This window comes from Dorea sp. (assembly GCF_977044405.1).
Map to the genome: position 1 here is coordinate 180,027 of NZ_CDRRQK010000002.1, position 21,136 is coordinate 201,162.

Annotated in this window: 18 protein-coding genes; all 18 read right to left on the bottom strand. The window is 43.5% G+C overall.

Annotated features, from left to right (window positions below):
- Position 1: 1 nt before the first annotated feature.
- Positions 2-2,278, bottom strand: coding sequence for a xanthine dehydrogenase family protein molybdopterin-binding subunit (locus ACWJAF_RS01825; RefSeq protein WP_448861808.1), 2,277 nt, complete (start codon positions 2,276-2,278; stop codon positions 2-4).
- Positions 2,275-2,742: a (2Fe-2S)-binding protein gene (locus tag ACWJAF_RS01830; RefSeq protein WP_296032187.1), complete on the bottom strand. Its 468-nt coding sequence runs from the start codon at positions 2,740-2,742 to the stop codon at positions 2,275-2,277. The genes ACWJAF_RS01825 and ACWJAF_RS01830 overlap by 4 nt, the downstream gene beginning before the upstream one ends.
- Positions 2,743-2,745: 3 nt before the next feature.
- Positions 2,746-3,558 (bottom strand): FAD binding domain-containing protein, encoded by an 813-nt coding sequence (locus ACWJAF_RS01835; RefSeq protein WP_296032189.1) that lies wholly within the window; start codon positions 3,556-3,558, stop codon positions 2,746-2,748.
- A gap of 140 nt (positions 3,559-3,698) precedes the next feature.
- A complete protein-coding gene (locus ACWJAF_RS01840; RefSeq protein ID WP_448861810.1) occupies positions 3,699-5,066 on the bottom strand; it encodes an MATE family efflux transporter in 1,368 nt (455 codons plus the stop codon).
- A 282-nt stretch (positions 5,067-5,348) separates the two neighbouring features.
- Positions 5,349-6,362, bottom strand: coding sequence for a triphosphoribosyl-dephospho-CoA synthase (locus tag ACWJAF_RS01845; protein ID WP_448861812.1), 1,014 nt, complete (start codon positions 6,360-6,362; stop codon positions 5,349-5,351).
- A complete protein-coding gene (locus ACWJAF_RS01850) occupies positions 6,328-6,495 on the bottom strand; it encodes a hypothetical protein (protein ID WP_448861814.1) in 168 nt (55 codons plus the stop codon). The genes ACWJAF_RS01845 and ACWJAF_RS01850 overlap by 35 nt, the downstream gene beginning before the upstream one ends.
- A 245-nt stretch (positions 6,496-6,740) precedes the next feature.
- A complete protein-coding gene (locus ACWJAF_RS01855; protein ID WP_448861816.1) occupies positions 6,741-9,026 on the bottom strand; it encodes a hydratase in 2,286 nt (761 codons plus the stop codon).
- Positions 9,027-9,129: 103 nt separating this feature from the next.
- Positions 9,130-10,686, bottom strand: a complete 1,557-nt coding sequence (gene citF, locus ACWJAF_RS01860) for a citrate lyase subunit alpha (protein ID WP_237998445.1) — start codon at positions 10,684-10,686, stop codon at positions 9,130-9,132.
- A gap of 1 nt (position 10,687) precedes the next feature.
- Positions 10,688-11,587, bottom strand: coding sequence for an aldolase/citrate lyase family protein (locus tag ACWJAF_RS01865; protein WP_448861818.1), 900 nt, complete (start codon positions 11,585-11,587; stop codon positions 10,688-10,690).
- Positions 11,584-11,886 carry a citrate lyase acyl carrier protein gene (gene citD, locus ACWJAF_RS01870; protein WP_237998443.1) on the bottom strand — a complete coding sequence of 101 codons (303 nt, stop codon included), beginning with the start codon at positions 11,884-11,886 and terminating at the stop codon, positions 11,584-11,586. The genes ACWJAF_RS01865 and citD overlap by 4 nt, the downstream gene beginning before the upstream one ends.
- A gap of 161 nt (positions 11,887-12,047) precedes the next feature.
- Positions 12,048-13,304: an SLC13 family permease gene (locus ACWJAF_RS01875; RefSeq protein ID WP_448861821.1), complete on the bottom strand. Its 1,257-nt coding sequence runs from the start codon at positions 13,302-13,304 to the stop codon at positions 12,048-12,050.
- Between the two features lie 45 nt (positions 13,305-13,349).
- Positions 13,350-14,393, bottom strand: a complete 1,044-nt coding sequence (locus ACWJAF_RS01880; protein ID WP_448861823.1) for a lactonase family protein — start codon at positions 14,391-14,393, stop codon at positions 13,350-13,352.
- A 140-nt stretch (positions 14,394-14,533) separates the two neighbouring features.
- A complete protein-coding gene (locus ACWJAF_RS01885) occupies positions 14,534-15,400 on the bottom strand; it encodes a LysR family transcriptional regulator (RefSeq protein ID WP_448861825.1) in 867 nt (288 codons plus the stop codon).
- Between the two features lie 33 nt (positions 15,401-15,433).
- Entirely contained in the window at positions 15,434-16,315 is an 882-nt protein-coding gene (locus tag ACWJAF_RS01890) for a LysR family transcriptional regulator (RefSeq protein ID WP_237998439.1), read from the bottom strand.
- Between the two features lie 162 nt (positions 16,316-16,477).
- Positions 16,478-17,647 carry an isocitrate/isopropylmalate family dehydrogenase gene (locus tag ACWJAF_RS01895; protein WP_448861828.1) on the bottom strand — a complete coding sequence of 390 codons (1,170 nt, stop codon included), beginning with the start codon at positions 17,645-17,647 and terminating at the stop codon, positions 16,478-16,480.
- A gap of 32 nt (positions 17,648-17,679) precedes the next feature.
- Complete coding sequence (locus ACWJAF_RS01900) at positions 17,680-19,653, bottom strand: aconitate hydratase (RefSeq protein ID WP_448861830.1); 1,974 nt, start codon at positions 19,651-19,653, stop codon at positions 17,680-17,682.
- Between the two features lie 169 nt (positions 19,654-19,822).
- On the bottom strand, positions 19,823-20,440 hold the full coding sequence (locus ACWJAF_RS01905) for an RraA family protein (RefSeq protein ID WP_448861832.1): 618 nt from the start codon (positions 20,438-20,440) through the stop codon (positions 19,823-19,825).
- Positions 20,441-20,555: 115 nt separating this feature from the next.
- A complete protein-coding gene (gene lepB / locus ACWJAF_RS01910) occupies positions 20,556-21,128 on the bottom strand; it encodes a signal peptidase I (protein WP_448861833.1) in 573 nt (190 codons plus the stop codon).
- Positions 21,129-21,136 lie beyond the last annotated feature (8 nt).

Sequence of the window (21,136 nt, forward strand, 5' to 3'; positions counted from 1 at the left end):
TTTATTTTTCAAAAATCCCCATTGCGATCTGTTCACTTGTAATCGGAAGATCTTTGAACCAGAATCCTGTCGCATTGGCAATCGCATGTGCAAGTGCCGGTGCCGGAGTATTGATAACGATTTCTCCGATTGATTTTGCTCCAAAAGGACCTGTCGGTTCATAACTGCTTTCAAATTCAACCTGGAGATTTCCCATATCACGACGGGACGGAACCTTATACTGCATGAACGAATTATTCAGCATTCTTCCCTTTTCGTTATACTGGATATTTTCATAAAGCGTCATTCCGATTCCCTGTACCAGACCACCTTCTGTCTGTACTCTTGCAAGATTCGGATTCACAACCGTTCCACAGTCCACAACCGCTTTATAATCCAGTATCTCCACATGACCGGTCTCTTTATCTAACTCAATCTCTACCGCACCTGCCATAAATGGCGGTGGTGAAGTCGGAGACATATTGCTTTCTGTAACTTCCAGTGCACAGTTATTGCCGCACATAGACTTTGTCGCTATATCTGTCAGTGATACTTCTTTTCCTCCGTCCGGCCACTCTACATGATCTCCTGCAAATTCCAGTTTCTCCACAGGAGTCTCTAACATTCCGGCTGCAATTGTAAGAATCTGGTCTATCAGTTTCTTACATGCTTTTTCTACGGCTTTTCCTGTTATATATGTTGTACTGGATGCATACGATCCGGAATCATATGGTGAAGTATCTGTATCTGCGCCAAATACCTGTATATTTTCCACCGGACAGTCCAGACACTCGGCCGCCATCTGTGCAAGAATCGTATCACATCCGGTTCCCATATCTGCTGCTGCGATCATCAATGTATAGAATCCGTCATCATTCATCTTGATCGTTGCCGATCCCACATCAACTCCTGAGATTCCGGATCCCTGCATAGCCATGGCGATTCCAACGCTTCGTACTTTGCCATTTCCCATATCTTTACACGGATACTTATCTTTCCATCCGATCAGCTCTGCTGTACGTTCCAGACAGCGGTCCAGTGCGCAGCTTTTTGCTGTTTCTCCGTAATATGCCGGCATCACGTCGCCTTCTCTTACCATATTCTTCAAACGCAGCTCCACCGGATCCATATGCAATCTTCCTGCCAGTTCATTGACCGCTGATTCTACCGCAAAAATTCCCTGTGTTGCCCCGTAACCACGGTATGCACCTGCTGCCATACGGTTTGTATAAACCACGTCATAGGCAAAGCGGTGTGCTTCTACCGAACTATATAACGGAATGGACTTGTGTCCGGATAATCCGACTGTCGTTGGTCCATGATCCCCGTAGGCTCCCGTATTCGATAATGTATAGACATCCATCGCACGGATCTTTCCTTCTTTGGAAGCTCCGAGGCGGACATGCACTTCCATCTCATGTCTTGGAGACGATGCAATCTGCGATTCTTCTCTTGTAAAGATCATCTTGGACGCTTTTCCTGTCTTCCATGTAACAAACGCCGGGAAAAGTTCAGATACAACAGACTGTTTTGCTCCAAATCCTCCTCCGATTCTCGGCTTGCTGACACGGATCTTAGACTTTGGAATTCCAAGTGCATTGGAAATGATTCTTCTTACATGATATACAATCTGTGTTGAACTGAAGATATTCAGTCTTCCATATGTATCCATATAACATGCCGTACGGAATGTCTCCATCATTGCCTGCTGTGCAGCTCTTACGTGATAAGTGCCTTCCACGATCTCATCACATTCTGCCATCACCGTATCGACATCTCCGTCTTCTGTACAGTCACTGGCACATAAGTTTCTCTTATTATCTGCCCCCACCTGGCACAATGCTCTCCAGTTATCCTCCGGATGCACCAGAAGTTCATTGTCCTTTGCCGTGTGGAAATCCAGCACTGCCGGAAGTACTTCATATTCTACTTTCAGCATCTTAAGGGCCTTATCTACACATGCCTCATTTTCCCCTGCTACGATTGCAACCGGATCTCCTACATATCTTACATGCTGATCCAGAATCAGACGGTCATACGGGCTTAATTCCGGATAAGTCTGTCCTGCAGTTGTAAATCTTTCATGCGGCACATCTTCCCATGTATAAATGTCTTCTATTCCCGGTACTCTCTTTGCAACATCCGTCTTAACAGATTTTACCAGTGCATTCGCATGCGGACTTCTGAGTACCTTGACGATCAGACAATCCTTTGGAGCAAGATCATCCATAAATACTGGTTTTCCTGTCACAAGTGACATCGCATCTTTTTTTCTTATCGGCTGTCCGACTGCTTTCATGATCTTTCTCCTTTCTTTTTATATTCAATAAATGCTTCCATCGCACGAAGCTGTCCCTCATATCCGGAGCATCTGCATAAGTTACCGGCAAGGTATACTTTCATCTCTTCTCTTGTCGGCTCTGGATTCTCACGGAACATGGCGATCGCATTCATCACCATTCCCGGATTACAGAAGCCACACTGCTCTGCTCCCTGGTCTGCAATAAATGCACCGAACTCTTTTGCTTCTTCTTGAAGTCCCTCCAGTGTATCTACTTTACATCCATTCACTCTGGCTGTCAGCATCGAACAGGATAATACCGGTTTATCGTCTACAAATACCGTACACAATCCACAGTTAGATGTCTCACATCCCCGCTTTACGCTATAGCATCCATGCTCTCTTACAAAGTCGATCAGAAGCTGATCGTCTGCGATCTCTGCTTCCCGCATCTTTCCATTTAACAGAATCTTCACTTTCATGTCTTACTGATCTCCTCCTTTTGCGTTCAGTCTTTCAAGGCTTCGGCGGATCAGAACCTTTGCCAGATGACTTCTGTATTCTTTTCCTGCACGCATATTGCTGTCTGTCTTTATCTGCGCGGAGATATCTTCTGCTTCCTTTTTCATCTCTTCCTCTGAACAGACGCCTTGTTCTACTTTTTTCCTGACCTCTTCTGTCATACTCATACGTACCGCTTTCTGCGGTCTTGCCCCTACGCTGATCCAGCCTTCTGTCTCATCAACAGACACTGCACAGGTCAGCACCGGAAAATCTGTCTTTGAATTACGGTGTGACAGATATACAAAATCTTTCTGGTCTTTTTTCACGATCACGCGTACCAGTATGTCATTATCCCTTTTCATCTGTGCAAATTCATGCAGCGGGATGATACCGCCTTTATGTAATTCCACATAACTGTCCATCGCAAGGAATACCGTAAGTACATCGGAAAAACCATATCTTCCAAAGATGCTTCCTCCAATCGTGGCAAGATTACGGAACTGTACTCCTACAATATCTGATACCGCATCTTTTACTGCGCCATCACTCCACTCGTTCAATGCTTCGTGGCATTCCAGCTCCCGAAGCGTTGTCATACAGCCAATGCGGAATTCATCTTCTGTCTCTTCAATCTGATCCAGTCCAAGACCTGACAGATCAATCGCTTTTTGTACATTTCTGTTTGACATTTTAAGCCAGAGCATTCCGCCCAGAATACAATTCGTTCTCTTCTGGTTCAGTTCATAAGCCTGCTCCAGACTTTCTGCTTTTACATACTCTTTAATTTTCAACATATACTTTAATCCTCATTCATAGGTATAAAAATTAATAGCGTCCCCGGACATTTTGTCCGGAACCGCTATTATTGTACCATAATTTATCGCATTCGCAATCATTTCTTGACGTATAATTCTTCCAAAACTCTTTCTTTCTGCTATGTATTTGCTGCTTCTGCATATCCTGTCTGGATTTCACGGTCTTTTTTCCCTTTCATGATCTTAAAATACATCACGATCAGAAGTGTTCCTGCCAGCACCCACGCTGCCGGTGATGCCAGACAGATTCCCATATAGCTTCCAAAATGAGAAGCAATGAGTGCTGCACCGCTTCGTCCGATAAGCTCTGCAATACCAGCTGTCATCGGGAGCAGACCGTATCCCATTCCCTGGATTCCATTGCGGTACAGGTTCACGATCACAAGTGGAAGGAAGGATACACTGACACATCTTAAGTAAATATCTACATATCCCATGATCTGGTCCAGATTCTCCGATACAAAGAATACCGTCATATATTTTCCTCCAAAGAAAATAATCACACCTGTTACGATCGCATAAGCAAATCCCATCAGTGTTGCATTTTTAAATCCTTTGCGGATTCTGGTATATTTTCCCGCGCCCATATTCTGTGCACAGTAAGTAGCCATCGTTGTTCCAAGTGCCACATACGCCTGTGAAAATACCTGTTCGATCTTACTTGCCGCTGCAAATCCCGCCGCTGCAGTAGATCCAAGGATATTCAGGCAGGACTGTACGACAATTGTTCCGATTGCCGTAATCGAATACTGAAATGCCATTGGAAGGCCGATCTTAAGCTGCCATCCGATCAGACTTCCGTTCATCTCCCAGTCTTCTTTGTGCAGATGAAGTGCCGGTACCATCTTTCCAATATAAAACAGACATAAGATACCTGATATTCCCTGTGCGATCACCGTTGCATAAGCTGCTCCTGCAGCACCAAGTCTGAATATGATAATGAAGACAAGATCAAGCACGATATTCAGAAGCGCTGCGATCACCAGAAAATATAATGGGCGTTTACTGTCTCCCAATGCACGCAGTACACTGGCAAGGTAGTTATAAAGGGCCTGTGCGATAATCCCGCCACACAGAACCATAATATATCCATACGCCTCTCCATACATGTCCGAAGGTGTATTCATCAGATGCAGTACCTTTGACATACTGACCATGCTAAGCACAGTCAGTATTACCGATACGATCAACGTAAGAACCGCACCGGATGCAACGGATTTTTTCATTGCTTTCATATTACCGGCTCCATAATGCTGCGCTGTCACAACTGTAAATCCTGCCGTCACTCCCTGCAGGAATCCGATGATCAGAAATGCAAGTGTCCCACAGGCTCCTACTGCTGCCAGTGCCGCATTGCCGACGAACTTTCCAACGATCACCGTATCCGCCATATTGTAAAACTGCTGGAATATATTTCCTATAAAAATCGGCATCGTAAAGTTAAATATCATCTTCCCCGGGCTTCCGGTCGTCATATCTTTTTCCATATTGTCCCCTCCTCATTCTTTTTGTTATCTGTTACTTTTATATCTGTACTCTTCTGCGTCTGCATCTTCTGTACAGATGTTTCTATCTGTTTATAACATACAGAGAATCTGCCACTGGTAGCTTCTCTTGCATAGTTTGGCATTAAGAAAAAGGTTCTGATGCTATCTCAGAACCTTTTTCTTAACAAAACTTTTTTCATTATATATAACAAGGAAAACAATTGCAACTATATTTCTGCCCAAATTTCCAGGTACTTTTTCCAGAATTCATGGGCATGTTTTTTATTCGATACAGACCGGACAATATACTGGTATCTCTTTTTCATTTACAGCCTGCCATAAAAAGAGTGTCAACGCCAGCTGGTCTGCGGCTCCCCCGGAGCTTACATTTTTCCTGATGCACTCCTGGTTCATCTGTATGAGCCTTTTCATTCCTTCTTCTGAAAATGCCCCGTTCATTTTCAGAATTGCTCCGGATTCTTTTTGTATCCATAAAAGACCCTCTTCCCCGCCGCGGTTTAACACGTTCGTGTCTCTTAATTCACTCATGATCTTTAATAACACTTGCAGATTCACCTGGCTTTGGCATACGGTCTTATCTGCTTCTTTCATAAGTTTCATAAGTTCTGGATAAGCGGTCTTTCGTACTACCGGGAATCCATCTAACACCTCACCCCGGATTCCACGCTCTCCATACCGTGCAAGCATCCTCTCTCCATGTGTTTTGGGAACCTGTGCCTCCATATCCTGTAATTCTTTTTGCAGGATATCTTCCGTCATATATCTGGCAATATCCAGCACTTCCCACACCATAGATAATTCCTTCTGCTGCCCGTCTGCTTTTAAGTTTTGGAAATGCTTTTTTCTGCAATATCCAAGTGCCGCACAGATGATACCCATCGAAAAGAGCATTCCCTTATGTGTATTCACTCCACCGGTTGCATTATACATTGCTCTTTCTGCCTGCCGTCCTGTTTCCCGGATTTCTAAGAATAATGTATCCAGCTTTTCTCCGCTCCAGTTACGCTCCTTGAATGCATATCCTTCTTCGTACATTGCCGTCAGATACGGAGTAATCTCATCCGCGCTCTTCCGAAATGTAATCCAGTTCATATCTCTGTGGGCTCCATTATCCCAGAGATCTACCAGTCCGGGCTTTGGAGTCGTAAATACTTCACCCAGAAGTGCGTTTTTAATATACGCAGATATTTTTTCTGACTCCTTTTTTAAATTGATGTATGGATCTGTATGTTTTTCTGATTTATGCCTGCTCGATATAGTCATCGACCATCTCAAACAGATGTCTTTCTCTTTCTTTTGCTCCTGCATCTTCTTTTTCTTCCCTTCCAGGTACCTGTCTCATATTCATCACATAACTTCCAAAAATATTATTGGTTACGCCTGTTCTATAATGTCTGTTTGTCATCATAACAATTCCTCCTCAAATTCTTGATTGCGTTTTTCTTCCTGTCTTAACTATAACAGACGCATATCCGATAATCTAATTCCTGTTAGTTATCCATATATTCCCTGCGCGAATCGCTTTTGTCAAGTAAAGTGGGGACGGGGGATTTTTAAAAATCCCCCGTCCCCACTTTATTACAATAAAGAGCCGCAGGCTCATGGCTGCCTTCGGCTCTTCGAATGGAGATATAACAATTGTCAAATTGACGATTAACGGCTTCTATTGTAATTGATCAGACATCCTGCCTTAACGATCTTCTTTTCATCTTCTGTCATATCGGCAACATAGAGAGAGATCTCTTTCACTTCGTCATTAATCACATAAGCTTTGATATCTTTCATATCGCCGTCCAGTGCTTTTCTTACATCCGGAACATAGATATAATCACCGATTTCAAACTCTGGTTCTCCCTTCATCTGGAATGGGATCATGCCCCAGTTCATGACATTGGAACGGTATCTCTTGGTTGCATACTCTTTTGTGATATTGGCAAGACCGCCGATCACTCTCTGGCAGCTTGCTGCCTGCTCTCTGGCGGATCCGTCTCCCGGTTTTACGGCATAGATCATACTTCCTACTTCTGTTTCTACCGGAAGAACTTTTTCCTGGCCGGCGATTGTATGAATCTTTTCATATACTTTCACAAGTTCCGGTTCTGCCTTTGTGACATCTTCTCCGGCTACTCTTGCTTTTTCGATCTTATCTACTTCTTTGGAACGTCCTACATACTCCGGATCTCTTCTTGAGAGTGTGAACTCTGCAAGTCCCAGCGGATTGGACCTGAATGAAGAAGTCTCTCCGGATGGGATCAGTTCGTCTGTTGTAGTAACTGGATCTAAAATCTTAGAGCATACCTTCAGAAGGATATTATCTGTCAGAGGGCTCATCTCCGGCCAGTCTTTGATGTTCGGACCATACACCAGTGATTTTTCTTCGTCACCTTTCTGGAATCCGTAATATACTCTCTTGTTGTATACAGATGGGTCGAATTCATATTCCGGCACATCGCCCCAGCAGTCTAAGCCTTCTGCCGAAGTCAGGATTCCTCCGTTTGCTGCTGTTGCTGCAATAGATCTTGCATCCATCAGTGCTACGGCTGACATCTGTCCGTTTCCTGGTTTGCTTCCTTCACGGTTCGGGAAGTTTCTGGTTGTGTGACGGATACTTAAGCCATCATTACATGGTGTGTCTCCTGCTCCGAAGCATGGTCCGCAGAATGCAGTACGGATGATCGCACCTGCTTCCATCAGGTCTGCAATGTATCCCTGTTTTGTCAGGTTGATAAATACAGGCTGTGAAGATGGATATACAGCCAGGCTGAATTCACCGCTTCCTGTATTCTTACCACGAAGTGCATTGGCAGCTTCGACAACGTTTGTATAGTTACCGCCGGCACATCCTGCGATGACTGCCTGCTGTACCTGGAGTCCCTTATCTGTGATCTTATCTGCCAGATGGAACTTGGCTCTTCCCTGTGAGATCTTGGCTGCTTCTTCCTCTACTCCGTGAAGGATATCAGAAAGGTTTGCGTTCAGTTCATCGATCTCATACGTGTTGCTTGGGTGGAATGGCAGTGCGATCATAGGTTTTACTGTACTTAAGTCTACGTATACCATACCGTCATAATATGCTACATCTGCAGGGTTCAGTTCCTTGTAAGCATCGGCTCTTCCATGAGTTGTAAGGAACTTCTTCGTATCTTCATCTGTTCTCCAGATAGATGACAGACAGGTTGTCTCTGTTGTCATAACATCGATACCATTTCGGTAATCGGTAGTCATGCTGGATACACCAGGTCCTACGAACTCCATAACTTTGTTCTTCACATAGCCATTTTTGAAGACTGCTCCGATGATCGCCAGTGCGATATCCTGTGGACCTACCCATGGATTTGGTTTTCCATACAGATAGATTCCGACTACACCTGGACATGCTACGTCATAAGTGTCACACAGAAGCTGTTTTACCAGTTCTCCACCACCTTCTCCGATTGCCATTGTTCCAAGTGCTCCGTAACGGGTATGAGAGTCAGATCCAAGGATCATCTTGCCACATCCTGCATGCATCTCACGCATATACTGATGAATGACAGCGATATGCGGTGGCACATAGATTCCGCCGTATTTTTTTGCAGCGGACAGACCAAACATATGGTCATCTTCATTGATTGTTCCACCAACGGCACACAATGAGTTATGACAATTTGTAAGGACATAAGGAATCGGGAATTTCTCCATTCCGGAAGCTTTTGCTGTCTGGATGATTCCGACAAATGTGATATCATGTGATGCCATTGCATCGAACTTAATCTTTAAGTTTTCCATATTTCCAGAGGTGTTATGTGCCTCCATGATGCCATATGCGATAGTACCTTTTCTTGCTTCTTCTTTCAAAGCTTTTTTTCCTGTAAGGGATTCTACTTTTGCCGCTTCTTTTTCCGGTACGATGGTATCACCATTTACCAGATAAGCTCCGCCATCATATAATTTAACCATTCTTGATTTCTCCTTTTATCTATTTGCTGGTGTAAGTACCCTCTTACCGCCGGCACTTACACTCATCTTTCATCTGTATATCAGCTAATGCCCAGTATTCACATTAATATTCGAATTCCTTTACCTGACGTACTACATCCATAACTGTACCGTCACGGCCTTCGATGATTCCTACGATTCTGTCACCGAACTGTACCGGCTCAGGTTCTCCTGTAATTGCATACGCCATATCTCTTAATTCTTCAATTGTATGAAGCGGGATATTGCCAGCTTCTTTTAATGCTTCTAAAAGATCCGGTCTTGCAGGGTTGACTGCCACACCATAGTCTGTAACAACTACATCGATGGATTCTCCCGGTGTTGTTACTGTAGTAACCTTACTGCACACTGCAGGGATACGTCCCTGAAGAAGCGGTGTGATTACGATTGTGCATTTTGCGCCCTGTGCTGCATCCGGATGTCCGCCCTGTGCACCTGTGATCACTCCGTCAGAACCTACGACAACGTTGACATTAAAGTCCACATCGACTTCAAGCGCACCAAGTACTACATAATCCAGTTTATTAACAAATGCTCCCTTATTGAACGGGTTTGCATATGCTCCTGCACTGATTCTGTGATGGTTCGGGCGTTTTACAGATTCTACGGCTGCTGTATCAAAGTCCTGTGTATCCAGAAGCTTTCCAACCAATCCCTGATCCAGAAGGTCACACATTCCCTTGGACATTCCACCAACAGCAAATCCCATATGGATTCCACGTTCTTTCATGATCTTTCCAAGTGATGCTGCAGATGCGATAGACGCTCCGCCGACACCTGTCTGATATGAAAATCCATCTTTAAAATATGGTGTATTTACCACTACCTGTGTACAGTAGTCTGCCATCATAAGCTTTCTGACGTCCGTTGTTGGTTTTGCTGCACCTGTTGCGATCTTTTCCGGAATACCGATTTGATCTACCACACATACATAATCAACCTTTGTCATGTTGATGTCTGCAGGATAGTTCGGGAATGGTACCAGACAGTCTGTTACTGCTACTACTTTATTGGCATGGTTTCCATCTACGAATGAATAAGATAATACACCACAGTCGCTCTTTCCGCCGGTTCCTTTACAGTTACCATAATCATCACAGGTAGGAGCTCCGATGAAGGAAATATCGATTGTTGTCTCACCTGTCTGGATTGCACGGATTCTTCCTCCATGAGAACGCATCGTTGCAAGTCCTTTTAATTTGCCCTGGGAGATTGCTTCTCCGATTGCTCCACGTACACCAGATGACTGGATATTTGTAATCGTTCCATCTTCGATCATCGGTACCAGTGGTGCATGTGCTTTTCCAAGTGAACTTGCGCAGATCGTTACATCCTTGATTCCCATCTTGTGTACTTCTTCCATGACCATGTTCACGACCAGGTCACCGTCACGGAAATGATGATGGAAGCCAAGTGTCATACCATCATGTGCACCACATTTTACCAGTGCTTCATGGATCGAGCTTACCATCTTGCTTGTATCATGATTCATGACAACCTTTGTGATTGGTCCTTTTTTCTGGAACTCTGTATTGTCTTTATAATAATTTCCCTGAAATACTTCTTTTCCTGTCTCTTTTAAGATCTCTTCCGGGATTTCTCTTCCTACTTTATTCAACATCTTACAAATCCCCCTTATACACACCGGATGCTTTTGCAAGCTCGATGGTTCTCTTTGCACCGTCATAGAATGCAATATCGATCATCTTGCCGTCTACGGTAAATACACCGATTCCTTTTGCTTTCTTGTCATCAATCTCTTTTACAACTTTCTCTGCAAAGATGATATCTTTCTGAGAAGGTGTGAAGATCTCGTGTACCACTTCGATCTGTCTCGGATTGATGATAGACTTTCCGTCGAATCCCATCAGGTGAATGGTCTCTACATCTTTCTTGAATCCATCCATATCATCCAGATCTGTGTATACCGTATCGAAGCACTGTACACCGGCAGCTCTTGCAGCAATTACCATGTTCTGCCTTGCTCCCATAAGCTCTACACCGGTTCCTGTAATATGTGTCTGCAGGTCTTTGGTATAATCTCCTCCGGATAATGCAATACCGAATAATCTTTCGGATGCCTCACAGATATCCAGGGCTTTCATGATTCCTCTTGCAGACTCCAGGGCTGCCATGATCAGTGTTCTTCCTTCCGGAATGCCGAATTCTTTTTCTGCATTTTCCACTTCTGTCTCAACAGCTTTTACATCCTGTGCACTCTCCGTCTTAGGAATACGGATTGCATCACATCCACCTGCAACTGCGCAGCGGATATCTTCTTTCCAGTATGGGCTGTCCAGTCCATTGATACGGACAACTCTTTCTACTCCGTGATAATCAATTTCCTGTAATGCATGGTAAAGTGAAAATCTTGCCGCATCTTTTTCTTTCTCTGCTACGGCATCTTCCAGATCCAGCATGATGGAATCTGGTTTGTAAATGTACGGGTCTTTGATCAGTCCCGGTTTCTGTGCATTTAAGAACATCATGGTTCTTCTTAATCTTTTTTTATTTGGATTCATGACCGGATCGCACCTCCCCATGGTAAATTGTCTTTCTGTTCTACGGAACGGTATACAGCACCTTCTACACGTGCTCTGATCGTACAATCTAACGCTCCTTTATCCACAACTGTAATTCTTACATCCTTTACATCCAGATGAGCCAGTGTCTCCATGACCACCTTGCGGATCTGCTTTCCGAACTGATGCATCACTGCACTTTCCAGTTCAAATTCCACCTGACCATCGCCAGGTTCTACTGTTACCTGACAGTCACTGGATTCCAGTGTTCCTGCCATTGCAGGTCTTTTTATCTCCATTTCATTACCTCCTGTAACTTTTATCTTCTGATTCTATTTTAAAACATGCTTTTTCATTTGAGAAATTGCCATAAGGAATAATGTCATAACCTTTTATCATGCCCTTTGTTTATTTCACAGATGGCGGTATCTGCACCGATACCGCCATTCTTTCCTGTTATTTATACAAAGAGTCCATATACTCCGATTGCAGCCATCACTGCCAGTACGACCAAGTTGATCACAGATACAGCAAATAACTCAACAAATAATTTGTTCTGTGGAAAGCGTTTCTCCGAGTCCTCCTGCTGTGCAACACCAGCCATGATCAGTGCACCTGTCGTAGAGATCGGGGTATATCCTGCGATCGTTCCTCCGATTACAACCATCGCTACCAGATAGATTCCGTCTGCACCGATTCCGGAAGCCAGACTTCCACAGATTGGTACCAGTGTAGGGAACACAACACCAAGTCCTGAGCTGAAGAATGACATGATTCCGGCAAGGATCGCCATGATCGGGTTTGCTGTCTTGATATTCATAACAGATTCCAGGGCAGAAACCAGGATATCAACACCTCCGGACAATGACACAATGTTCATCAGCATGCCAACTCCAAGAACCATGATGATCACATTCCACGGAATGCCCTTTACTGCTTTTTTCTCATCCCCGCATCCGATGATGCAAAGAACAGATCCGATCAGGAATCCGGTAAGTCCGACATTCCAGGAAAGCACCAGGACACCAAATGCCAGTACGACAAGTCCTGCAAGGGACAGGCACTGCTGCCATGTGAATTTCGGAAGTTTTTCTTTCTCACCCGTCACTACTGTCTGGTCCACTTTCCATCCTTTATAGTAAATATATACAAACACACAGCACACAACGGCTGTCACTGCTGTACAGACCATGATCGGGACAGTATTTCCTGTCATGTTCTGCTTTTCCATAAGGCCGCGCACAACGGCTGCTTCCGGTGTCAGCGGGCTCATACGGCCTGCCATTGCTCCCATATCACCAATGATCGATGTCATGATCGGGTTGATTCCAGCTGACACAGAGATTGGAATTGCGATAACCGGAATGATGGCAAGGCATGGTATCGATCCAGGGCCTGCTGCACTTAAGACCATGCCAATGATAAACATCACGAACGGGATTGCACGTGCCGGAACAAGATTTACGATCTTCTTCGCCAGAAGTTCCAGTGTTCCATTCCCATTAATGATTGCAAATAAATACGTCACGCCAACCATCTGTACGAATAATGACGTTCCAAATCCGCCGATCACATCTGCCGCTGCAATCTGATCTTTGAATAACAGTGTCAGGATCATTGCAAATCCAATACTCAATATACCAACGTTAACATTTCTAACAAAGCCGATCACGATCGCTACCAGCAGTAAGATCAAGCTTAATAATCCTAAATTCATAATAATCTCCTTCGTAAATTGTTTTACCTTTTTTCTTCCGACTGTCTATCGGAATGTAATACATACCGGACTTCCGGTCTCAATGATCTGCAATGTCGGAATCAGCTGTCCTGTCACCTGGTCAAAGTCAAATACGATCACGGTATCACTGTCTTCATTTGCTACATAGCATTTTCCGTCTTCTCCAAAGCAGAAGAATCTTGGAGTCTTTCCAAGGCAAGGATAGAATCCGGATGTTTTCAGATATCCAGTCTTTGGATCGATACGGTAAACGGCCATACTGTCTGTGTAACGGTTCGATACGATTACGAATTTTCCACTTGGATCTATCATCACTTCACTTGCATCCGAATATCCGGTAACTGTCTCCGGAACCGTGCTTAATTCCTGCAGTGCTTCCATCTTGCCTGTCTCTTCATCGAACTGGAAGTATAACACCTTATTTCCTTTTTCCTCACACATATACAGCCATCTGTTATTTGGGTGCATTGCTGCATGACGCGGCTCATCCCATGTTCTTGAGAAAAATCTGGATGTCTCTGTCAGGCTTCCATCTTCGTGATTGAACTTCAGCGCTCTCATCTGTCCAAATCCATTCACTCTACCCTGTGCACAGGCAAAGATATAATTCTTGTTCTGGTCCCAGAGGCACTGATGAATGGTGGATACTTTTCCGTCTTCTTTTCCCTCGTATGTAAATGCCGCTTTCACCTCGCCGAGAGAACCGTCTTCCTTACGTTCGATCGTATATAAAGTTCCTCCCTGCAGTGTTGCAACGATTACAAATTTATTTTCTTTGTCAACCGTTACATCGACCGGATTCTTTCCGCCGATATCAATCGTATTCAGATGTTCCAGTGTTCCGTCTTCTTTCACTTTGTAAGACGATACCAGTGTGTAATCCCCGTGCACGCTGTACATGTACTCTTTCTTCTGGTCAAAGCACTGGAAACTTGGATTTTCAGCTACTTTAATAGTCTGGATTTTTTTCCATTCCCCTGTGGATTCCAAGATTTCATAAACGCTCAGACCCTCTCCTCTTGCATTTCTTTCTTTTGTTGTTCTGCTTCCTACATAAGCATATCTCATACTATGTTCCTCCTTTTAAAATTACCTTTTGTCCACCCTGTCAGGACAATTGTTTTTCTTTAAGAACATTGTATGTTATTTATTTGTCAATTGGAAATTCTTGTTAAGACTGGAAAAGCCATTCCAAAATGGAATGACTCTCAATTCACGTGATAATATTTTTCGACATATGTCACAAAATCCATGACATCTTCTGATTTATAACATTTTTCTGACAGCATCATCCAGACCTTTCTGGACACCTGCTGATCTTCCCTAGTATAGATTGGAATAAACTGCAGCTGGTCTTCATCGATGTTCCATGTATCCCCAAATGCAAACGTAATTCCCAGGCCTTTTTCTACCATTTCAATTGCAATATCCGTATACGGTACGTGATGTGCCTCATGCGGCATACTGCCAAACTGACTTTTCCACCACTGGTCCACCGTAAGCTTTACCATAGGATTCAGAAAAGATTCTATCAATGGCTGGTCTCCTAATTCCTCCTGTTTCATCCCCTTAGGCGCAATGGCAAACAGCTTTTCTTCAAACAGGCAGGTCTTTTCTCCAATATAAGGATAATCCCCGCAGATAATTGCAATGTCTACCGTCCCATCCGTCAGATTCCGGATCAGTACATCACTGGAATTCGCCATTGTCCTAATCTGCAGATGGTCATACTGATCTTTATAAGTTTTCAGAAGTGCCGGCAGATGTAACCGGCTGAACGAATTCGGAACTCCAATCTTAAGCAGTTCTTTGGACATTTTCCTGTCTGCAAAATGTTCCTGGATCTCATTTAAGAAATCAATCATGATACTTGATTTTTTTACCAGATATTTTCCCTCTTCTGTAAATGTGACTCCTCTGCTGCTTCTTTTTACTACCTCTATCCCCCACTCACTTTCAATGGACTTGATGCGTTTTGTAAGTGCAGGCTGCGTCATGTAAAGAACTTCTGCTGCCTGCGTCATACTCCGCTTCTCATACAGTACATTCAATATCATCCAGTCTATATTTTTCATACTTTCTCTTCCTTCATACCATACCGGCAGCCGTTAGTCCAAGGTATTCTTAATCGCTTCCTCTTTCTCGATATATTCAATAAATTCCTCTAATGTTTTTGAGATTCTCTTATTCTTCGAATATACAAACCATGTATTACGGATGACCTTGGTTCCATCCTTTCTTTCAAGTGGTGTCAGGCAGAGATTATATTCATTCTGGAAGTTCTCCGGTAAAAAGCAGCAGGCATACCCCAGCCCCTTATCGATCAACTGCCATGCAAAATCAATGTACCCGACAGCCATTCCCGCCGGTGCCTCTGTCCGGAAATGATCTTCCCACCATCCATCCAGAAGTTCTTTCGTCCGGTCATTGGTCTTATATGCAATGCGCTGCATCTTTGGGAGTTCTTCGTAATCTACTGGCTCCTTCGTTACCAGATATGCCTGGTTCTGTCCCACCAGCGTCTTGTGCACAGGCCCGTCATAATCGCCTCTTATAAACCCTACATCTATGGAATCTTCCAACATCTTCCGGAACAAAATATTGCTCTGCTCATTGATGATCTCAAACGTCGTATGTGGATGCCCCGCTGTATATTTTACCAGAATATCTGTCAGCGTATATTTACTGTAAGTATAGGATGATCCAATCAGGATACTGTCCTTTGACTTATCTTTTAATTCTTCCAGTTTGCTTTTTGTCTCTTTTAAAAATTCCAGATATTTTGCTGCCCGCTCTGCAAGATACTCTCCTTCCTGGGTAAATTCCAGTCCCTTTGGTGTACGATTGACAATATCTACCTGGAATTCTGCCTCCATATGCTGCAGTCTCTTCGTAAGCGACGGCTGTGTCATATACAGAAGATTCGCCACCTTGGTCATATTCGGATTCTTATATAATTCATGTAAAATTTCCCAATCAGAGTCTTTCACTTTTATGTCCCCTTTTCCTTCGTTATATTTCTGTCATATTATATCCTATTTTAGCAAAACTTTTTTGAAGGCACAAGAGAAAGCGGAACAACATTTTCTTCTTGTTCCGCTTCTCTTACTTTATTTTATTTCATACATTTCACTCTGTCTGGCAATTTTATCTTACTTCTCTGCTTTCAGTTTCTGGATCGTCTCGATTACATAGTCTGCGAATTCTTCTGTACTTGCATCTTCTGCAAATGTAGTAAGTACCACTTTTCTTTCTGATACGGTACAGATATCCATTGCTTTTTCCAAAAGTACATTTCTGTCTGCATATCCGATATGGATCAGCATCTGGCCCATTGCACGGATCAGACTGCTTGGATCTGCATATTCGCCTCTTCCGTGGCTCATCAGATATGGAGCTGTTCCATGGATTGCCTCAAATAATGCATAGTGGTTACCGATATTGGAAGAAGATGCTGTTCCCAGTCCTCCCTGATGTTCTGCAGCAACATCTGTTACGATATCTCCATACAGGTTTGGAAGTACAACGACTTCGATTCCCTTGTTAAACTCAGAATCCAGCATCTTTGCACACATTGCATCGACAAGTCTTTCCTGGATCTCAATCTCTGGATATTCTTCTCCTACTTTGCGGACAGCTTTGATAAAGTTACCGTCTGCAAGTTTTACGATATTTGCCTTTGTAACGATTGTTACATTCTTCTTTCCATTCTTTCTTGCAAATTCAAATGCAGCTCTGGCAATTCTTTCACTTCCCTGTTTTGTCTGTACTTTAAAATCTACCGCCAGGTCATCATTTACCTGAATACCTTTATTTCCCCAGATGTATTCTCCCTCAATATTCTCACGGAAGAATGTCCAGTCAATGTTCTTATCCGGGATCTTGATCGGACGTACGGCTGCGAAAAGCTCCAATGATCTTCTAAGAAGGCTGTTTGCACTTACCAGGTTTGGAAGTCCATCTCCCGCTCTTGGTGTTACCATTGGCCCTTTGACCAGTACATCACATTTCTTAATCTCTTCGAGCACATCTGCTGGAAGGCTTTCCATCTTTGCTACACGGTTTTCAATCGTCATTCCTTTAATTTCACGAAGTTCAATCTTACCGGAAGCGATCTCATCTGCTGCCAGTTCTTTTAAGACACGGACCGCCTGTTTCATGATGATTGGTCCGATGCCATCTCCCGGAAGGATACCTACGATAATCTTTTCCTTTGTAGAAAAGTCGACCGGTTCCTCTCCCTGTTTCATTTTCTCGATTCTTTCAAATTCACCCTTGATGAGTTCCCCAAATGCTTCCTGGGCTTTCTTAATTTCTTCCATCTTCGTTTCCTCCTGTTATGGTCCGTTTTTTATTATTTATTATCCTTAAGCTGTTCCTGCTCTTTTAACTGTTTTTTCAGATAAGATAACTGTCCGCCGCTTAATACAACTTCGATCTCATTATCCGTAAGATCCAGCGTTACATAGAACTCGAATCCTTTTGTTTTATCCTGCACTTTGATTCTTCTGGTCGGAATCTGATCCAGAAGGTTATCAATCTCGATATAGTCTTCCAGTTCGATATGATCATATACCGAAGGATCTTCGAATAACATCGGAATAATTCCATGATTTACCAGATTGCCTTTGTGGATTCTCGCGATACTCTTGGCAATGACTGCTTTTACTCCCAGATACATCGGATTGATCGCTGCATGTTCTCTTGATGATCCCTGTCCATAGTTTTCACCGCCGATGATGATGCTTCGCTTCATTTCTTTTGCACGTGCTGCAAAGTCCGGTGCATAACGGTGATAACAATATTTTGACATGAGCGGGATATTGGATCTCATGCTTGAGAATTCTGCGCTTGCCGGAGTGATATCGTCTGTAGAGACATTATCCAGTGTCTTTAAGCTGACCGGTACACACAGATCCTGCTGTGGTGGCTCTGGAATTGGAAGGAATTTGATATTTGGTCCTTTGACCAGTTCTACCTTTTTCGCTTCTTCTAATGGCAGCGGTTTGATGATCATAGAGTCATCGATCAGATATTCTTCCGGCTCTGTGATCTTGGCAAGTTCTGCTACATCCTCTCCCATGACTTCTTCTGCTGTTGCAAATGTTCCCATGATCGCTGTTGCAGCTGCACTTTCCGGACTTACCAGATAGATATCAGCTGTCGGGTTTCCTGCACGTCCTTTAAAGTTACGGTTGGATGTTCTGACTGCAACTCCGTTCGTTGCCGGTGTCTGGCCAATTGCACAGCATGGTCCACAGGAAATCTCCAGCATTCTGACCCCCGCCTGCAGAAGGATATCAATATATCCATCTCTTAATAATTCTCTGTACGTCTGCTTCGATGCCACTCCGCAGGTACAGCTGACATCATCATTGACATGATGTCCTTTGAAGACCATTGCTGCTTTCGCAATATCTGCATAGCTTGCATTGGTGCAGCTTCCGATGAATACCTGCTGTACTTTTCTCTTCTCCACGTCCTTGATCGGCATAACATTGTCCGGCTGGTGTGGACAGGAGATCATTGGTTCCAGTTCACTTAAATTGATCTCGATGCAGTCATCGTATTCCGCATCTTCATCCGGAAGAAGCTCTACATATGCATCTTCTCTTCCCTGGGCTTTCAGGAACTTATGTACCTGCTCGTCTGCCGGGAAGATTGATGTGGTAGCTCCCATCTCTGCTCCCATGTTGGAAATGGTTGCTCTTGCCGGTACTTCCAGTTTTGCAACACCCGGTCCGACGTATTCATAGACATTGCCAAGTCCGCCTTTGATCGTCACTCTTCTTAACATTTCCAGAATGATTTCTTTGGTATTGCATCCCGGTTTTAATTCGCCTGTCAGATTTACCTTTACGACTCTTGGCATCTTCAGTCTCATTGGTACGCCGGTCATGGCTGTTGCCACGTCCATTCCGCCGACTCCGATACAGAGCATTCCAATGGATCCTCCGTGAGGTGTATGACTGTCACCACCCATGCTGATCTTTCCCGGTGCTCCGAATCTTGATACGTGTACGGTATGGCAGATTCCATTTCCCGGTCTGGATACATGTACACCGAATTTCTTTGCTGCTGACTGCAGATAGATGTGATCGTCCGGTGTCATATTGTTGACATACAATAAGTTGTGATCCAGATAACTTACACTGCATTCTGTGCGGATCCGGTCAAGTCCGATCGCTTCAAATGCCAGATACGTCATAACAGCGTTGATGTCATGCGTCAGTGTCTGGTCTACTTTGATGAACACCTCTTTCCCCGGCACCATACTGCCTTTTACATAGTGCGATTCAATAATTTTACGCGTCAATGATTTTCCCATTTTTGACAACCTCCTGAATTTGTCTTTTTTTCATTCACCATAACCGATTCTGGTTATTTTATATATCTTTTCCTTTGTTGCTCTTATTATAAAATGCAACATGGCGTTACGTAAAATTGCATAAAATAATGAGCTCATTCCTTTTTGGAATAAGCCCATCTATTTTTTGTTATTTATCCTTAAAAATAACTTTCGGAAGGATTTTTCCTGTCCGCAGCATTTCATCAATTGTTTCATTCTGTGCTTTGATTTTTCTTTCTGATTTCTTTATTACAGATTCTACCTCTTCCGGCCGGATCACACAGACACCATTTTCATCTCCTACGATCAGATCACCCGGACGAACTTCCACACCTGCACATTCAACTGGAACATTCAGTTCTCCTTCTGCCTGTTTTTTACAACTCTGGGGAATCACTGATTTTGCATAGATTGGAACTTTCGCCTCCCGGCATCCTTCAATATCCCGAAATGCCCCGTCAATTACAACCCCTTCTACACCCTGAAGTTTTGCGCAGATGCTTCTGTGGTCTCCCCAGTAGGAATGATTACATTCTCCTTTTCCTGCCACAACCATAACATCCCCTTCTTTTACCTTCAGAAGTGCCTCCGGAATAATTCCGCTGACACCATACGGAGGATCAACCGTATAGGCCGGTCCGACAATTTTTCTTCCTGCAGCCAAAGGTTTCACCTGATAATCCATCACTCTTGGTTCTTCCATTCCATCACATAATTCTGGGACCGAAAATTCCCGAAGCTTTTCTACCATTTCTTTTGTTGTCATATTCTCCCTCTTTTCTATTATTCTGTCTTGCTTTATTTATCTTATATTACCTCTATCATACAATAAGCCATTCCTTTTTCGTTATTCACAAAAGGAATGGCTTTATAACTTTTCGTTATTCATTTACAACATCTTTGAATGTTCCTATCTGATTCAGTGGCCAGTAGCGGAAACCAGCTTTTGCCAAAATAGCATCTTGCGTCACATATGTATTTTCCCAGTATCTGGAATCAAGGCTGTTATTCCGGTTGTCTCCCATCACAAAATAACTATCCTTTGGAACCTCATATGGTCCAAAGTCTCCTGTCATCTTCTCCGCACAGTAGTTATCCGGCAGCGGCTGCTTTGAATTGTCAATATAGACCTTTCCATCTTTGACCGTAACCGTCTCCCCCGGCAGACCGATCACACGTTTGATGAATATCTTAGATGGATCATCCGGATATTTGAAGATAATTATATCATATCTTTTCGGATCATCTTTGACATATGCAAGCCTGTTACCGATGATCCGATCTCCCTTCATAATCGTATTCTGCATGGATTCGGACGGAATTACCGCATTGATATATACCAGTTTATTCAGTGCAAATACAACACAAAATATGATCAGAAATGTCTTCAGATAATCCCACACTGCCGCTATTCCTGTCAGTTCTTCCTCTTCCTTCTTCTTTTTGTTTTTCATGCTTTATG

What these genes read in the sequence shown, in the direction of transcription:
- ACWJAF_RS01825 (WP_448861808.1), bottom strand. Translation starts at nt 2,278, where the DNA reads ATGAAAGCAGTCGGACAGCCGATAAGAAAAAAAGATGCGATGTCACTT.
- ACWJAF_RS01830 (WP_296032187.1), bottom strand. Translation starts at nt 2,742, where the DNA reads ATGAAAGTGAAGATTCTGTTAAATGGAAAGATGCGGGAAGCAGAGATC.
- ACWJAF_RS01835 (WP_296032189.1), bottom strand. Translation starts at nt 3,558, where the DNA reads ATGTTGAAAATTAAAGAGTATGTAAAAGCAGAAAGTCTGGAGCAGGCT.
- ACWJAF_RS01840 (WP_448861810.1), bottom strand. Translation starts at nt 5,066, where the DNA reads ATGGAAAAAGATATGACGACCGGAAGCCCGGGGAAGATGATATTTAAC.
- ACWJAF_RS01850 (WP_448861814.1), bottom strand. Translation starts at nt 6,495, where the DNA reads ATGATGACAAACAGACATTATAGAACAGGCGTAACCAATAATATTTTT.
- ACWJAF_RS01855 (WP_448861816.1), bottom strand. Translation starts at nt 9,026, where the DNA reads ATGGTTAAATTATATGATGGCGGAGCTTATCTGGTAAATGGTGATACC.
- citF (WP_237998445.1), bottom strand. Translation starts at nt 10,686, where the DNA reads ATGTTGAATAAAGTAGGAAGAGAAATCCCGGAAGAGATCTTAAAAGAG.
- ACWJAF_RS01865 (WP_448861818.1), bottom strand. Translation starts at nt 11,587, where the DNA reads ATGAATCCAAATAAAAAAAGATTAAGAAGAACCATGATGTTCTTAAAT.
- citD (WP_237998443.1), bottom strand. Translation starts at nt 11,886, where the DNA reads ATGGAGATAAAAAGACCTGCAATGGCAGGAACACTGGAATCCAGTGAC.
- ACWJAF_RS01875 (WP_448861821.1), bottom strand. Translation starts at nt 13,304, where the DNA reads ATGAATTTAGGATTATTAAGCTTGATCTTACTGCTGGTAGCGATCGTG.
- ACWJAF_RS01880 (WP_448861823.1), bottom strand. Translation starts at nt 14,393, where the DNA reads ATGAGATATGCTTATGTAGGAAGCAGAACAACAAAAGAAAGAAATGCA.
- ACWJAF_RS01885 (WP_448861825.1), bottom strand. Translation starts at nt 15,400, where the DNA reads ATGAAAAATATAGACTGGATGATATTGAATGTACTGTATGAGAAGCGG.
- ACWJAF_RS01895 (WP_448861828.1), bottom strand. Translation starts at nt 17,647, where the DNA reads ATGGAAGAAATTAAGAAAGCCCAGGAAGCATTTGGGGAACTCATCAAG.
- ACWJAF_RS01900 (WP_448861830.1), bottom strand. Translation starts at nt 19,653, where the DNA reads ATGGGAAAATCATTGACGCGTAAAATTATTGAATCGCACTATGTAAAA.
- ACWJAF_RS01905 (WP_448861832.1), bottom strand. Translation starts at nt 20,440, where the DNA reads ATGACAACAAAAGAAATGGTAGAAAAGCTTCGGGAATTTTCGGTCCCA.
- lepB (WP_448861833.1), bottom strand. Translation starts at nt 21,128, where the DNA reads ATGAAAAACAAAAAGAAGAAGGAAGAGGAAGAACTGACAGGAATAGCG.